Annotated in this window: 10 protein-coding genes; 5 read left to right on the top strand and 5 right to left on the bottom strand. The window is 50.8% G+C overall.

What is annotated here, in order from left to right; translation table 11 throughout:
- Positions 1-100: 100 nt before the first annotated feature.
- Entirely contained in the window at positions 101-817 is a 717-nt protein-coding gene (locus tag YERSI8AC_RS22375) for a GntR family transcriptional regulator (RefSeq protein WP_159177616.1), read from the top strand.
- Positions 818-891: 74 nt separating this feature from the next.
- On the opposite strand, the gene aceF is transcribed toward YERSI8AC_RS22375, so the two are convergent.
- Positions 892-2,595 (bottom strand): dihydrolipoyllysine-residue acetyltransferase, encoded by a 1,704-nt coding sequence (gene aceF, locus YERSI8AC_RS22370; RefSeq protein ID WP_159177615.1) that lies wholly within the window; start codon positions 2,593-2,595, stop codon positions 892-894.
- Positions 2,596-2,789: 194 nt separating this feature from the next.
- Positions 2,790-3,323: a 2-oxo-4-hydroxy-4-carboxy-5-ureidoimidazoline decarboxylase gene (uraD, locus tag YERSI8AC_RS22365; protein WP_159178010.1), complete on the bottom strand. Its 534-nt coding sequence runs from the start codon at positions 3,321-3,323 to the stop codon at positions 2,790-2,792.
- 167 nt (positions 3,324-3,490) lie between these two features.
- Here uraD and YERSI8AC_RS22360 point away from each other — a divergent pair, with 167 nt between their 5' ends.
- Together YERSI8AC_RS22360 and YERSI8AC_RS22355 are read left to right on the top strand one after the other, a co-directional pair.
- Positions 3,491-4,357, top strand: a complete 867-nt coding sequence (locus YERSI8AC_RS22360) for a hypothetical protein (protein ID WP_201304288.1) — start codon at positions 3,491-3,493, stop codon at positions 4,355-4,357.
- A gap of 303 nt (positions 4,358-4,660) precedes the next feature.
- Positions 4,661-5,053: a histone-like nucleoid-structuring protein, MvaT/MvaU family gene (locus tag YERSI8AC_RS22355; RefSeq protein ID WP_022521384.1), complete on the top strand. Its 393-nt coding sequence runs from the start codon at positions 4,661-4,663 to the stop codon at positions 5,051-5,053.
- A 141-nt stretch (positions 5,054-5,194) separates the two neighbouring features.
- Here the strand turns inward: YERSI8AC_RS22355 and YERSI8AC_RS22350 are convergent, their stop codons facing one another.
- The gene (locus tag YERSI8AC_RS22350; protein ID WP_022521385.1) at positions 5,195-5,680 is read right to left on the bottom strand and encodes a hypothetical protein; all 486 of its coding nucleotides are present in this window, start codon (positions 5,678-5,680) and stop codon (positions 5,195-5,197) included.
- Positions 5,681-6,007: 327 nt separating this feature from the next.
- Entirely contained in the window at positions 6,008-6,679 is a 672-nt protein-coding gene (locus YERSI8AC_RS22345) for an ATP-binding protein (RefSeq protein ID WP_159178011.1), read from the bottom strand.
- Positions 6,680-7,107: 428 nt separating this feature from the next.
- Here YERSI8AC_RS22345 and YERSI8AC_RS22340 point away from each other — a divergent pair, with 428 nt between their 5' ends.
- Positions 7,108-13,680, top strand: a complete 6,573-nt coding sequence (locus YERSI8AC_RS22340) for a DUF4347 domain-containing protein (protein ID WP_201524294.1) — start codon at positions 7,108-7,110, stop codon at positions 13,678-13,680.
- 306 nt (positions 13,681-13,986) lie between these two features.
- Here the strand turns inward: YERSI8AC_RS22340 and YERSI8AC_RS22335 are convergent, their stop codons facing one another.
- On the bottom strand, positions 13,987-14,841 hold the full coding sequence (locus tag YERSI8AC_RS22335; RefSeq protein WP_039857504.1) for a sensor domain-containing diguanylate cyclase: 855 nt from the start codon (positions 14,839-14,841) through the stop codon (positions 13,987-13,989).
- 240 nt (positions 14,842-15,081) lie between these two features.
- Between YERSI8AC_RS22335 and YERSI8AC_RS22330 the strand changes: the two genes are divergently transcribed.
- Complete coding sequence (locus YERSI8AC_RS22330) at positions 15,082-15,996, top strand: cation diffusion facilitator family transporter (RefSeq protein WP_159177613.1); 915 nt, start codon at positions 15,082-15,084, stop codon at positions 15,994-15,996.
- The last annotated feature ends 86 nt before the right edge of the window (positions 15,997-16,082 follow it).

Here is a 16,082-nt window from a genome sequence, read left to right as displayed (position 1 = left end):
CTTGAGAAATAACCATTGCCAACGATAACGCATTGATCTTATGTTGGTTGTATTGGGGATACATGTTAAGTTCCAGCGAGGATCGTTAGAGACAAAGAATATGAACCTCGGCTGGCATAAAAATCGCTTTAATAAACCCAAAGAAGGTCGCGTCGGCGACCAGGACATCGTCGACCACATCCGGTCGGCTGTACTGATGCAACGTTTGGCTCCCAATACTAAATTGCCTGAGATAACGCTAGGTGAAGTATTTGGAGTCAGTCGCTCGGTGGTGCGTAAGGCACTAACACGGCTTGATGCCGAGCATGTCATTGATCAACGCCCCAATCAGGTCGCTCGCGTGCGTGCTCCCTCAATCGAAGAAACTCGTGAGACCTTTTCTGCACGTAGGTTAGTTGAAGGTGAAATTGTGGCGCTGCTTGCAGGTAAGCTGGAAACTAGCGCTAAGAAAGCATTGCAACAGCAAGTCGTACTTGAAAAGCAGGCTTATGAAAATAATAACGAACCAGCACGCATTGAACATTCACTGAATATTCACCACCTTCTTGCTGAAAGTTCCCCTAATAGTATCATGGGTGCGATTCTTACCGATTTAGTATTACGTACTTCTATCGTTATTGCACTTTATAAACCGCCGAGCTTATTGTCTTGTTATTTAGAAGGCGATCATGCTCAACTACTTTCGCATCTTGTAAATGGCGAGGCCGAAGCAGCTCGGCACTCCGTCCATGCTCACCTCAATAGCTTAGAATCTTTACTTGTACTCACCTCTAGGGAACCTGATGCGGATCTTATGACCATTTTAGGTGGTAATTAAATTAATAATGCAAATTTTTATTTAAATAAATGGCGCCTATAAAGGCGCCATTTATAAGTCATTTTTATCTTTAACTACAGCAGTAAGCGACGAATATCGGTCAGTACATCTGCCAGGAAAGCGGTAAAGCGTGCCGCGTCGGCGCCGTTGATCGCACGGTGATCGTAGGAGAGCGACAGCGGCATCATCAGGCGCGGCTGGAAGGCGCTGCCATCCCAAACCGGCTTCATCTGTGCTTTGGACACGCCCAGAATGGCCACTTCCGGCGCGTTAACGATCGGGGTAAACGCCGTGCCACCAATCGAACCGAGGCTCGAAATGGTGAAGCAGCCACCGGTCATCTCGTCGCGCTTGAGCTTTTTGGTCTGGGCTTTCTTGCCTAGCTCCGCCATCTCCTTGGCAATCTCGATCAAGGATTTGTTATCGGCGTTGCGCACTACTGGCACCATCAGACCGTCAGGCGTATCCACGGCAATACCGATATGGACGTAGTTCTTCCATACCAGTGTTTCACCGTCACCCTTCAGACTGACATTGAACTGCGGGAATTTACGCAGCGCAAAGGCGCAGGCCTTGACCATAAACGGCAGCGGCGTCAGTTTGGCGCCCTGGGCTTCCGCTTCGGCCTTCATTGCCTTGCGGAAAGCTTCCAGCTCGGTGATGTCCGCTTCGTCGAACTGGGTGACGTGGGGTACATTGAGCCAGCTGCGGTGCAGGTTGGTCGCGCCCATCTTGAGCAGGCGCCCCATGGGCTTCTCTTCCACTTCACCAAACTGGCTGAAGTCGACTTCCGGAATGGGCGGAATACCCGCACCGCCGGTAGCCGCGGCTGCCGCGCCGGGCTGAGCTTTACCCTGATTGGCAATCGCCTGCTTCACGTAGGACTGTACGTCCTCTTTGAGCACACGATCTTTCGGGCCGCTGGGCTTAACGAGCCCCAAATCGACGCCCAGCTCACGGGCCAGCATGCGCACCGCAGGCCCGGCGTGAACCAGCTTGCCATCGCGGGGCTTGTGGGCGGCCATCTGAGCTTCCGGGCTGGGGGTACCGGCCGGAGACTCAGCGGGTTCGCTCGGCTGAGTTTTTTTAGACGGTGTTTTTTCAGACAGTGCTTTGCCTGATTGACCTCGTTCGGGAGTCGCCTTTTCCGATGCGTCTTCGCCGTCGCCGCCTTCTCCAACAATCTCTATCTGGCCGATCACATCGCCCTCAGAAACCGTGTCGCCCTCTTTCACGGTAAAGCTGACGATCTTGCCGCTATGGGGGCTGGGCACGTCCATGGAGGCTTTGTCAGACTCCAGGGTGATCAGGGTGTCTTCAGCTTCGACCTCATCGCCTTCACTGACCGCGACTTCGATAATTTCGACGCTGTCCGAGCCACCGAGATCGGGCACTGTGATATCCACCGTCTGCTTACCACCGGCGGCCTTTTTAGCCGCAGGCTTCTGCTCTTGAGACGACTCTTTCGGCTTATCCTGTTTCGCTGGGGCCTCTTCAGCCTGGCTGTCCGACGAGCTCTCTTGCTTCTCGTCGCCACCACCTTCGACTTCCAGCTCAACGATATCGTCCCCTTCAGAGACGCTATCGCCTTCTTTGACCAGCACTTTGAGTACCTTGCCGCCTTTCGGGGCCGGTACGTCCATGCTGGCTTTATCGGATTCCAGCGTGATTAGGGTGTCTTCCGCTTCAATGACGTCGCCTTCTGACACCGCAATCTCGATGATTTCGACATCGGTATCGCCGCCGATATCGGGAACTTTGATGATTTCGCTACTCAAGGGCGGGCACGATCTTCGCCCTCACGATCCAATACCGATTCCAGGGAATCAATCCATTCCGTGGTTTCGATCGGATCGAGATCTTCTCTTGTCTCCAGACTCATAGAGGTCTCTCCGAATGACGATAAAAGGCAAGCCTCACAGCCTGAAGGGCGCGCACCGTTCAGGCTGAGGGAAGAGCAATCTCATGGGGTTTATGCAGCCGTCTCGGCACGCATGTGCAAGCGAAAGCGCGCTATCTGGATGATTTGGTTAATGGCAGTTTGCCGTTCAGTCACAGCGTCGTTTTCAAGTCGCTTTTCGAATGCATTGAGAATGGCGTGACGATCAAGCCCTTTAACGGCAATCACGAAGGGGAAGCCGAACTTATCCTGGTAAGCCTGATTCATCCGTTGGAAGCGCTCAAACTCGGCAGCGGTGCACTGGTCTAGGCCTGCTCCAGCCTGTTCGCGAGTGGAGTCTTGGGTTAGTTCACCGGCCAAGGCGGCTTTCCCCGCTAGATCAGGGTGAGCGCGGATAACGGCAATTTGTTCATCAATCTCTGCGTTGCGAAGCACTGCTCCCATGCTGTCTGCTAGTACGTCGGCATCATCATGCTGGGTGGTAAGGCCTTGTTTCCAGGAAGTTTCTGCTACCCATGGTGAGTGTTCAAATATGTCGCCGTACTGGGCAAGAAAATCTTTTAACCCAAGGCTGCTAGGACGTGCGGTGCTTAGAATGTATTGCATTTTATGCTCCTTTTGTACTTTTTTGTCTCTATTATTGTATACAATAAATATGGCTAAATGTACTCTAAGAAATGCGGTTATCGCAAACAAAACGGTTATTCACGCCCGTAAAAGCTTTTGCGGCGTTAAAAAATGCGTCTAAAAAATCAAACAAAAGAGGTTTTCGCATGTTGAAGAGAAACCGAGCAGTGGTTAGATACGTGTCGGTGGCCACACTTCTTGGCTGTATGTCGGCAGGTGCTCATGCGGCGGTGTGGAGTGATACGTTTGTGGGTTATCGCTATGGAACGCAGTTCATGGAGCCTAATAACCCTGAAAATGTGGAGAAGCATATTCTTCAGTTCACCCATGCAAGTGGTTATTCACTGGGGCAAAACTTTTTCAATCTGGATCTTCTACAGTCCAGTAATGAAGACCCCGCAAGCAATAGTGACTCAGGGGCAACGGAAGCGTACTTGACGTACCGTCATCAACTGCATGCGGGGAGCGTATTTGATGAGCCGGTAACATTCGGGCCAGTGAGGGATATGGCACTCACCTTGGGGTTTGATCTCAACACTAAAAACACCGGCTTTGCGCCGCGTAAGCGCCAACTGGTAGTTGGGCCAACGTTTAAGTTTGACGTGCCGCGAGGCTTTGTAGATCTAAGCCTGTTTTATAGCCGGGAGTGGAATCACTGTGGTCTGCCACCCTGTGGGCTACCCGAAAACCAGAACAGCATCTCTTTTGACCCTTATTACCAAATCAACTTGGCATGGGGGTTACCGTTTGAAGCGGCTGCGTTACCGCTAAAATTCCAAGGCTTTTATAACTACAACGGTGCGAAAGGGGATGACTACTTTGGCGACACGACCAAGCCTGAGCAGTTAATGCGTACCTCGCTGTTGCTGGATGTAGGGCAAGTGGCGTGGGGGGCGGAAAACTCGCTATGGGCCGGCGTTGGCTACGAATATTGGCGCAATAAATTTGGTAATCACAATAAGCCTGGGATTGATACCGACGCTATGACGCTGAATGTCGAATGGCATTTCTAATATAGAAACGTAGCTGCCTCGTGGTTGATTTTCTGTTCATCTAGTAGGTGCCGCTCCTGCGGCTGCTAGCGCTCCTGAGCATTCTCCTAAGAGCACCTGGGCTGGGGGGCGGTATCCCAGCCGCTTTGTTGGTCTACCGATGAGGTTATTGACGACGACTCTTTGCTCCGTGTTTGACCTATTTCGGAAGCCAGTCCCTTTCAGGAACTTTCCTTTTCTCAAAGTCGATATTAAAGCTATAATGCGCAAGATATATGTTTAAGCTTTATCTTAAATTTTTGAAAAAATATAGGAATGTAGACTATGGCGTCGGTACTGAGTGATTATCTCAAAAAAGAACAGATGTTGAAGCAGCTACAAGAAGAGCTGCAAGCGCTGGAAAACAACAGTGAGTTAAAAGCAGAGCTTGAATTCAAAGAAAGACTACAAGCACTTATGACTGAGCACGGAAAATTAGCGCGCGACGTATGTGAAATGCTTGACCCATCTTACCGCTCTAAACCAGCAAAAGCTGGCAAGGTAAGCGCCAGCAGCACAGATGGGCGTAAAAAACGTCCCTTGAAGGTATACAAGAACCCACACACTGGTGAGGTAGTAGAAACCCGTGGCGGGAATCACAAAGTTATCCAGGAGTGGAAGGCTGAATTTGGTAATGAAGAAGTGGTCAGTTGGGTTGTGAAAGAAATCGCGCAATAAGACTAATTTTTATTAGTGGTGACAACGCCAGCTTAGCAAAGTTACCCTTTAAAACGCTCACTGAGCCCGCTCAGTGAGCGAAAAATTATTTAAGCGATGTGCTGGGAAAGAAAAGTAACGAGTAAGTCCATCAGCCATCCGTTAATTTCGCGACAGGTCTTCCCTGAGGATAGGTACTTCTACTCTACTAAGGCCGCCCAATCTCCACGCCTCGACTGAGTTGCTACCCTCTGGCACGTTGAACGACCCCCAAATCACTCGAAACGTGGTTGCGTACACAGACCCGTCTCCCATGACGATGTTTGCATCAATGTGAAATCGACGCTTTTGCTCTTGCATTAATGCATCATCAAAATCAGATGTCGTTTCAATATCTGCTATACCGTTATCTCTGCATGCTGTATGGAAGGCAGAGAATTTTTCCTCATAATATAGATCGGGTTCAATTTTCCGCTGGTGCATTGAAAGATGTCTTTCTTTATCACCCTCGCAGATCGCTTGAACAGCGGCTTCGACCATACCGGTTGCTGTCTCGCTGTACACCTCATCCGCCAAAGCCGAGGAAGATAGCAGCAGAGAAAGAGCCGTGGCGGTCGAACGAGAGATTAAATAGCTGTTTTTTAACATTCCCATTTCCCTTTATTTTTTAGCTCCGCTCAACTAGAAGCCGAGCATAAGCGTAGGGCGACTGATGACCACATAGGCTATAGAGGTTTTCCTCTGCTGCCCGATAGAGTGCTCTAAAGCAATTCATGTCATGTGGGTGCAGGCCTATGGGCACCTACCCCAGCAAGCAACCACAACACCCCAGTTCCGTGCCGTGATTCGGACGGCGCCTTCTAATATTAGTGGTAGTGAGCGGGCTCGCAAATTTAACTTTACTAATGCAGTGATTCTCCTCGGTGGTGCTGGGGGATGTAGATGCTAAGCCTCACACGGGTTGTAATCTGATAGCTACTCTATCGCAGTAGTATGAAGCCGTAATGGGTGTTGTGAGCTCTTGCGCCCTGTGCCGACATTGAGCTCGCCTGAACGACGACTCTGTGACACGCTTTCCAACCAGTCATCGGCCAGACACCCCTCGACCAAGTTTCCTAATCGCCGTGAGGCCCTATGGATACGATCCAGCTCCTCGGCCGACTCTTTGTCGTCCGCTGGCAGGTTGCAGGCGATGAGATCCGCCGACGCCGCCATAATACCCAGCGGAGTGCGGAATTCATGCGAGACCATAGTCAAGAAGTTGCATTGCTCCTGAAGCGCTGCTTCCGCCGCGCAACGGGCAACGTTCTCCTTGATGAGGCGATCTTGTAGTAGGTCACGCAACCGCTCTGTCACCATTACCGCCAACCCTACTGTCAAACCGAAGAAGAACAGGATGCCCCAGGCGAAGAAGGTGCTTGTGCTAGGGCCGAGCCGTAACATATCCGTGGCCAATACCGGTTCCAACAAGGTTTGGGCTGCCCGTGCCAGATTGAGGGTGCCATGAAGAGCAAGCAGCACAGCGACTGCCTGATGTGCATTAAGTAGCTGAAAGCGGCTGTCGTGCACAATCGTCCAGGCACCGAGAAATACCAGAAGCGCCATACCGATGCTGATGATGCGAAGCCCCAGCGACCAACAAAGCATGACCGACAAGGATCAAGGCGTTGGCAATGGCGATGGACCAGAACGGCGGAATGACGTTTCGCCCGTATAACAGTCCTACCCCAATGCTGATGGCGACCATGCCGATGGCCCAATCACGTGGGCCTGGCAGGCTTCGGTGCAGGCGGAGTGAGGTTCAGGAAGCATCTAACTAATTATTGGTACGCTATAGATGCGCAATTAATTCGTCAAGATCGTCGAACATGCAAACAAATGTCACAAAAATCTTTTTGACTCTCCCCGATGAGTTGGCTCTACTTAGTCCAAATTAATTAGCAATTTCGAGTTAAAAAGTGCGAGGTACTGTAATCAACTAGGGCTACAATACCTGAGCGGTAGCATTAGCGATGTACGCGTTGAGGCGGCTTCCTCATTGGGGGCGATAATAATAGATGGGGAAGGGGACAAAAATGGTGAGCGATCTTTTACAACGCGGTAACGTCAAAGAAGTCATTTTCATCGATACAGGTATTGATGGTTGGCAAACCCTTGTTGATGGAGTTCCCGATGGGGCCGACATCGTCACCCTAGACCCTTCCCGCGATGGCCTGGAGCAAATGGCGCAATGGGCACAAACCCACAGCGGTTACGACGCCATTCATATCATTAGCCATGGTTCAGAAGGCCAGATCCATCTAGGCAATTTTAGCCTCGATGAGAGTGCTATCAATACTCGTGCCTCTGATCTGGCCCAACTGGGTGCCGCTTTAAATGAAGAAGGCGATTTACTGCTTTACGGTTGCTCCGTCGCCAGCGGCGAAGGGCAGGATTTTATTGCTGCTTTAGCCCAAGCGACCCAAGCGGATGTGGCAGCTTCTGATAATTTGACCGGTGCGGCGAGTAAAGGTGGGGATTGGGTGCTTGAAGCCGTATCCTCGGAAGGTGCCATCGAGACCCAGACTTTTTCGGCACAGGATTTTCAGGGGGTACTGTCAACGATAGCGTTTGATGGTGCCGTGCAGAATGGCAATTTTGCGGTTACTGTCACGGAACAGGGGCGAACAATAGAAGTTACCACTACTGGCGCAACGAATTATTTTTCACCCATTGATGCTGGAGGAGTAGGTGGTTCAACAGGTTACATTATAGGGGATACCAATGCGTATGGTCTTACTTCTGTAACCTTTACTTTTGATGTTGCTGTTGATGTGTCTTCGATACAGATTGTGGAAATTGGAGACATGGCAGCAGGAAATTATATTTTCACAAGCAATGACAGCCAAACCGCCAGCGTCGCTGCGAATAGTTCGACAGATATTGGCGGGTTTCATGGGATCACCGTCAGTTCACTGAATTTTAGCAACATTTCCTCGTTTACCGTGACGTACAGTGAAGGTCAATTTGCGCCAGGGTTTGACAATCTTGTTTTTGAGGTAGCAAGTACAAACGCTGCGCCCACCATCACTGGAGTACCTTCCGATATCACGGTAACCGAAGATACGGCTTCCAATGTTGACCTGTCTTCTGTGACGTTTGCGGATGCTGATGGCGATACCCTAACCGCGACCTTAACTGCCTCGGCAGGCACTTTGGCCGCTTCCAGTGGTGGTGGCGTAGCTGTCACTGGGTCTGGCTCGAGCGCATTAACCTTGTCGGGCAGTGTTGCGAATATCAATACGTACTTAGATACCACTTCTAACATTCAATACACCGGCGCGAGCAACGCCAGTGGTGATAACGCCGCTACGTTAACGATTAAGGCGAATGACGGCACGGTGGATTCGAGTACGACAACGGTTAACGTGGATATTACTGCTGTTGATAACGCTGCCACCTTCGGCTTTGAATCAGGTGTCACTGGACTCGGTACAAAAACAGTCACTGCTGTTGGTACAAGTGCTACGTTTACTATCGAAAGTGAAAGTGCAAATCTGCTAGACAGTGATAATGGTGGCTTCACAAATGTAAATTTATCCGGTTCTGAATCGATTGATACTGGTGAATGGGCTCCTGCTGAGACGAAGCTTACTTTCTCTATTGATTCTGGAAAGCAATTTGATCTTTCAAGTTTGATGCTTCAAAGTTGGGATGGTGATAATGAAGTTATTGTTTTGACTTCGGATAAAGGAAGTATAGAATTTATTGCCTCAAATACCACTGTTACCACTCTAGATATAGAAAATCATATTAATGCGGACTTTTTTAAGGGTATTACTTCTTTTACTTTGACTGAGAATACAGTAGATGGAGAATATAGTGGCTTTTACATTACCTTTGACGACCTCGTTGTCACCAACATCACTGCTGTTCCTACAAACGCTGCACCTACCATCACTGGAGCACCTTCCGATATCACGGTAACCGAAGATACGGTTTCCAATGTTGACCTGTCTGATGTGACGCTTGCCGACAGCAATGGTGATAACCTCACTGTCACGCTTACTGCATCGGCAGGCACGTTAGCCGCTTCCTCTGGTGGCAGCGTGACCGTGAGCGGCTCCGGCGCAGGGGTTCTGACACTTGCTGGTACCGCCGCGAATATTAATACCTATTTGGACACTACGACCAACATTCAATACACCGGCGCGAGCAACGCCAGCGGTGATAATGCCGCTACGTTAAGCATTAAGGCGAATGACGGCACGGTTGATTCCAGTACGACAACCGTTAACCTCGATATTACCGCAGTTAACGACGCCCCCACCGTTACTGGCGCGCCTTCAGATATCACAGTAACCGAAGACACGGCTTCCAATGTTGACTTGTCTTCTGTGGCGTTTGCGGATGCTGATGGCGATAGCCTAACCGTGACCTTAACCGCATCAGCCGGTACTTTAGCCGCTTCCAGTAGCGGTAGTGTGACCGTCGCGGGCTCTGGCACGGGCGCATTAACTTTGTCGGGCAGTGCCGCAGATATCAATGCGTATTTAGATACCATTTCTGCTATTCAATACACCGGTGCCGAAAACGCCAGTGGTGATAATGCTGCTACGTTAAGTCTTAAGGCGAATGACGGCACGGTTGATTCCAGTACGACAACCGTTAACCTCGATATTACCGCAGTTAACGACGCCCCCACCGTTACTGGCGCGCCTTCAGATATCACAGTAACCGAAGACACGGCTTCCAATGTTGACTTGTCTTCTGTGGCGTTTGCGGATGCTGATGGCGATAGCCTAACCGTGACCTTAACCGCATCAGCCGGTACTTTAGCCGCTTCCAGTAGCGGTAGTGTGACCGTCGCGGGCTCTGGCACGGGTGCATTAACTTTGTCGGGCAGTGCCGCAGATATCAATGCGTATTTAGATACCATTTCTGCTATTCAATACACCGGTGCCGAAAACGCCAGTGTTGATAATGCTGCTACGTTAAGTCTCAAGGCGAATGACGGCACGGTTGATTCCAGTACGACAGCCGTTAACCTCGATATTACCGCAGTTAACGACGCCCCCACCGTTGCTGGCGCGCCTTCAGATATCACAGTAACCGAACACACGGCTTCCAATGTTGACTTGTCTTCTGTGACGTTTGCGGATGCTGATGGCGATAGCCTAACCGTGACCTTAACTGCTTCTGCCGGTACTTTAGCCGCTTCCAGTAGCAGTAGTGTGACCGTCGTGGGCTCTGGCACGGGCGCATTAACTTTGTCGGGCAGTGCCGCAGATATCAATGCGTATTTAGATACCATTTCTGCTATTCAATACACCGGTGCTGAAAACGCTAGTGGCGATAATGCCGCTACGTTCACCATTAGTGCAGAAGATGTGAACGGTGGGTCACTGGCTGAAAACGTGACTGTTAATCTTGATATTACCGATGTTAATGATGCGCCCACTTACACTGGCAGCGGTCTAAATCCAATGTTTACTGAATTGGATAACGCTCAGATTGATTGGGCGAATTTAGCCATGCTCTTTGGTAATAATACGTTTGACACTATTGAAACCGGGCAAGAGGTTACCCAGGTCACTCTCACGGTGAGCAATGTGTCAGGCACCAGCGATGAAGTCTTAGCTATTAGAACGGGGGCGGACAGTGCCATTGTGATGCCATTGGTCAATGGTCAAAACGGTACTGTTAATACTAGCGAGTTGAACTTCAGCTATGTGGTTGCCGTGGATGACCAAAAAGTGGCAACAGTCGTCATCGACAGCTCTGACATTGCCAATGTTTGGAATAGTTACGCGGATAACCTTTTTTACGCCCACCTGAGTGACAACCCCGTCGCAGGCGACCGCATAGTCACCATTACAGGCGTTAAAGACAATGGTGGTACCGAAAACAGCGGTCAAGATACCACCACAGGTTTAAATGTCTCTTCCACTGTTACCGTTAAGTCGGTCAACGACGCGCCGGTATTGGATGCCAGCAAAGCACCTGAACTAGTGAGTGTGCTGCAAAACCAGGGCGCGCCGGAGGCGGGTTCCTTGGATGGCTCAACGTTGCTCAGCAATATTATTAATTCAACCGGTATCGGCAACTACAGCGATGCTGAAGGTGATGCACCCGGCCTGGCCATTACCGGCGTTAATGAAAACGGGGCGCTTTATTACACGACTGACGGTGGGCAAACGTGGGCTGAACTCACCGGAGCGGTTTCTGACGCTTCCGCACTGCTCTTGGCTGCTAACGACGATACTCGCCTGTATTTCAAACCCGATGCCAGTTACAGCGGTACGCTTAATGGTGCTATCAGCTTTAGAGCCTGGGATGGAACCGGGGGGCACAGCAATGGTGATGCTGGCGTGGCCACCATCGATGCCGGAAATGTGGAGGCTGCCTTTTCCACCGCTAGTGATAGCGTAAGCATCACGATAACAGAACCCAATAAAGCGCCTACCGGCAGTGTCACTATCAGTGGCTCCGCCGAGGAAGGTCAAACACTTACCGCGAGCAGTACCCTGGCCGATCAAGATGGTTTGGGCATTATCAGCTACCAATGGCTGCGTGATGGCAAGGCTATTGATGGTGTAACGGGGGAGACTTATACCCTGTCCCAGGAGGATGTGGGGGCGAAGGTCAGTGTGCAGGCGTCGTATACTGATCAGCGTGGGAAGGAGGAGTCAGTGACCTCTAGCGTCACAAATGTTGTGACGAATGTGAACGATGCACCTACCGGCAGCGTAATGATTGCTGGCACCGTCGAGGAAAACCAGACGTTGACTGCAAGTAGTACCCTAGCCGATGAAGATGGCCTGAGCACGATCAGCTACCAATGGCTACGTGATGGCAGTGTTATTGATAATGCTGTTAGCAACACCTACACCCTGACCCAAGCCGATGTAGGTAGCAAGATTAGCGTGCGGGCTAGCTATACCGATCAGCAGGGCACCGCAGAAGCGGTCGTCTCTTCAGCTACGGCGGCCGTGGCCAATGTCAACGGCGTTCCCACCGGCAGTGTCACCATCAGCGGCGATGCTGCTGAAGACCAGACCCTTACAGCCAGCCATACCTTGGCCGATGAAGATGGCCTGGGCGCGATCAGCTACCAGTGGCTGCGCGATGGCACTGAGATCCTCGGTGCTACTGACGAAACCTATACCCTTACCCAAGAGGATGTTGGTAGCGAAATCAGCGTGCGTGCCAGCTACACTGATCAGCAGGGCACCGAAGAGTTTATAGCGTCGGCAACGACTTCACCTATTAGCGCTAAACTCGAGCAAGATGAAGACGGTGTTCCAGATGCGGATGAAGCGCGCGTACCTTCGCTGGACGGCAATAGCACTGGTGATGGCAATGGCGATGGCATTCCTGATGTTGAGCAAAGCAACATTAGTTCTGTACCGTTTTTATCCACGTCTACGGCTGTTTCCAACCCTGGCGATGCAGCTGAGGCTTTTATTACGCTATCGTCAAATGGCAGCGGAACCTCTGGGAGCGGTGCCGGTACGCTAGCGCTGCGTAATGTTCGCCAGCTTGATGCGCCAGATGACCGACCGGACGACCTCAATATGCCGTTTGGTTTAATCGCGTTTGAATCCGATGTGGAAACGGTTGGCGGGTCGAGTGTGTTTTCCTTGTTTGTTGGTGGTGATCTCGATGTCAACGGCTATTGGAAGCAGGATGCCGATGGAGATTGGGTGAATCTGGCCAGCGCTGACTTTGGTGGTAGCCTGACAAGAGAAGGTAATAAAATACGCTTTGATTTTGTGATTGAAGATGGCGGCGAGTTTGATTCAGATGGTGTCGCTAACGGAATTATTGTTGACCCTGGTGCCATTGGCTTCCGCGCACCGGAAACCTCTGAGGAACCAGTGCCGACGCCCGAACCGCAGCCCGAGCCAACGCCCGATATCGATCCGGACGAATTGCCTGATGAGGAGTTGAACCGTGCACCTGTTGCGAATAACGACGAGTTCTCAGAGCGTTTCGGCTGGTTACTAAGTGGCAACCTGTTTGAGGATAACGGAAATGGTATCGATAAAGATGCTGACAACGACGTTATTTCAATTACGGGCATTGGCGGGCAGGCGGTTGTTTTCGATACTGCCATGGTGCTGACATCTGGCGCTACCGTGACCGTGCAGGAAAACGGTGATTTCCTTTATGATCAGCGAGCAGCATTTGAACCTTCTGACGATAAGGAGCGTTTCAGAGATATCTTTGAATACTCGATTGAAGATACCCATGGTGCCGCAAACACAGCGACAGTCTCTGTTGAGCTAGCCGAGATCCATGATACGGTTGAAATATCGATTCTTCATGCGTTGTATGAAGTGGCATTTGATCGAAAGGCAGATGCCTCAGGACTTGATTACTGGTTCGATGTACGCAAGGAAGGGGTGAGTGTGTTCGATATTGCCGAATTCTTCCTTGAGTCGGAAGAGTTTGTCAGCAACCACGGCAATAGCCTCAGTGATGACGATTACCTCACGATGCTATACGCGAATGCCTTTGATAGAGCCCCGGATGCCGATGGTTTTGAGTACTGGTCGGATATGCTTGAAGAATCAACGGTAGATCATGGCGATGTCATGACCCACTTTGCTTTCTCTGATGAAATGCAGATAAAACACTTGGCAGAAGGCTTTATTTTTGCCTGATATTTGAAAGATGATGGGCGGCCCCCTTTATCCTTGCGAAAGGGGGCCGTTTTTTTATGTCGGGATACATAAAGTACATGACTGAGTAGAAGAACGCGCTAGCGTGTTCGTCACCGTAAGGTGGCGCAGCAAGCCTTTGTAGGAAAGCGTGTCAGTATTCGGCTTTCCTGTTGGTTATTATTAAGTGTCAGTAAGAGATGCTACCGATACCAAGCAAAGCTTTGCTACAAGAACGATAAGATCACTGATTGGTTGATCAAGCTAACGCATACCAAAGAAACTGGACGGTCTGAGGCTCATCACCCGCTAACGGCTGCGCCTTTTGATCTGATACATATGGCTGTCAGCACGGCTCAGCAGGGTATCGGCGTCTTCCCCGTCGGCGGGGTAGCAGGCCACGCCGATGCTGCAGGATGGCATTCTGACCTCGCCGAATTCAGCGCCTAGTGGCTCGTTCATGACCGTGAGAATCTGTTCCACCTTTTCTGTCACAGCGTGCGCTGACTTGATGTCCGTTAACAGCACCGTGAATTCATCACCGCCCATGCGGGCCACCGTGTCCGTCTCGCGTACACAGCCTTCCAACCGTCTTGCTACCGTGCAGAGCACCCGGTCACCCGCCGCATGTCCATGAATATCGTTGATGCCTTTGAAGTCGTTAATATCCAGAAATAGCAATGCCAGGTTGTTCTGATAGCGATGGGCCGTGCTCAGGCCCAAGGTAAGGCGGTCATAGAAGAGCGCTCGGTTGGTCAACTTTGTCAGTGGATCATGGTGGGCAAGGTAGCGTAACTCTTCCTCGGCCTGCATAAGCGCTGTGACGTTGCGCGCGACACCGACCCGCACTTCCTCTGCTTCGTACCAGCGGGCAGACCACAGGATATGCACGATACCGCCGTCTTTGCGGATATAGCGGTTGCGGTAATCAATATGGGGCTTACCGCTCATCACACGAACAATGGAGTCCCGCGTTGCGGCTAAATCGTCAGGGTGCATGTAGTTCGTGATTAGAGTGCCGATCAACTCTTGAGGAAGGTAACCGAGCAGCGACTCACAGGCATCACTCACGAAGACGATCTGGTTGTCTTTATCGACCACGAAGACGGTGTCCAGCATCAGGTGAATCAGTTTGGGGTAAAGGGCTTGCAGGTCAACGGTCATAGACAAGGGATAATCCGGTTAGCGTTCCTCGACTATAGAGCAATCGCGAAGTGGACGATAAAGAATTCTGGAAATTTTGGGGGGAAGGTCACTCCCGTAATGACAAGCGCGTATCGGCCATCGCCAGGGTAGGCTTTGCCCTCCCGGGGCGAGTGCCAACGGACGACATTCAGGGGTTGAAGCTTTAGTTACTAGAGGTTTTATAGTACCGGGAATGAAAAAACTTAACGAGGTTTATATATGGGACATCATCATGATCATCCCCACATTGATCCTGCCTCTGGCGACCGACGTGTCAGTATTTCCATTTGGGCAAATGGCTTATTAACCATCGCCCAGATCGTCGGCGGTATTATGGCGGGCAGCCTCTCGCTGATCGCTGATGCGCTGCATAATTTTTCTGATATGGCGGCGCTTGTTATTGCCTTTGCTGCGCGCAAGATCGCAAGACGGCCCGCCGATGCGCAAATGACCTTCGGCTATGGCCGAATCGAGATAGTGGCAGCACTGATTAACTACACCACGCTCATTCTCGTTGGCCTCTATCTGATTTACGAAGGTGCCATGCGCATGGTTGAACCGCCAGAGATCCAGGGTTGGTTGGTCGTTATCATCGGTGGCGTCGCTCTTGTTGTCGATGCCCTCACCGCCATGCTTACTTGGTCAATGCAAAAAGGTAGCGTCAATATTCGCGCCCTTTTTCTGCATAACCTGTCTGATGCGTTCGCCTCCATCGCTGTGATTATCGGCGGTTCATTAATTCTGCTCTACGACATGCGCTGGGTAGACCCTGCGATTACGATAGGTATTGCGCTGTATATCCTTTACCTCGCCTTTTCGGAGATTGGGGGGCCTATCCGCACACTGATGCTGGGCTCTCCCCCAGATATTAACGGTCAACTCGTCATTGAAGCCGTGCGTGGTGTCGAAAGTGTCCACGATATTCATCATGTGCACCTATGGCAGATGCAGGAAAACATGGCCGCCCTTGACTGCCACGTGGTCATTACGGAAGCAGGCTGGCAGCAGCTTGAGGCAATTAAGACAGAGATCAAAGAGCAGTTAAAAACGCGCTTCAACATTGTCCATTCCAGCTTAGAGTTTGAGCATATTGATCACGCACATCAGGATGCCAACCTCTATGGGCATGAGTAATACACGCTCACGCTGGTATACATAGGCAGTCATTTAGCTTGGTTTGTGCAATCAAATCTTGGCCTAATTTGCCAAATAATCACTGA

The sequence above is a fragment of the Halomonas sp. 113 genome (genome assembly GCF_904067645.1).
Taxonomy (GTDB): Bacteria; Pseudomonadota; Gammaproteobacteria; order Pseudomonadales; family Halomonadaceae; genus Vreelandella; species Vreelandella titanicae.
This window is presented reverse-complemented; position numbering and strand designations above follow the sequence as displayed.

Coding starts and splice junctions, on each gene's coding strand:
- YERSI8AC_RS22350 (WP_022521385.1), bottom strand. CDS start 5,680: ATGTTAAAAAACAGCTATTTAATCTCTCGTTCGACCGCCACGGCTCTT.
- YERSI8AC_RS22360 (WP_201304288.1), top strand. CDS start 3,491: ATGTTGAAGAGAAACCGAGCAGTGGTTAGATACGTGTCGGTGGCCACA.
- uraD (WP_159178010.1), bottom strand. CDS start 3,323: ATGCAATACATTCTAAGCACCGCACGTCCTAGCAGCCTTGGGTTAAAA.
- YERSI8AC_RS22345 (WP_159178011.1), bottom strand. CDS start 6,679: ATGCTTTGTTGGTCGCTGGGGCTTCGCATCATCAGCATCGGTATGGCG.
- YERSI8AC_RS22340 (WP_201524294.1), top strand. CDS start 7,108: ATGGTGAGCGATCTTTTACAACGCGGTAACGTCAAAGAAGTCATTTTC.
- YERSI8AC_RS22375 (WP_159177616.1), top strand. CDS start 101: ATGAACCTCGGCTGGCATAAAAATCGCTTTAATAAACCCAAAGAAGGT.
- YERSI8AC_RS22355 (WP_022521384.1), top strand. CDS start 4,661: ATGGCGTCGGTACTGAGTGATTATCTCAAAAAAGAACAGATGTTGAAG.
- YERSI8AC_RS22335 (WP_039857504.1), bottom strand. CDS start 14,841: ATGACCGTTGACCTGCAAGCCCTTTACCCCAAACTGATTCACCTGATG.
- YERSI8AC_RS22330 (WP_159177613.1), top strand. CDS start 15,082: ATGGGACATCATCATGATCATCCCCACATTGATCCTGCCTCTGGCGAC.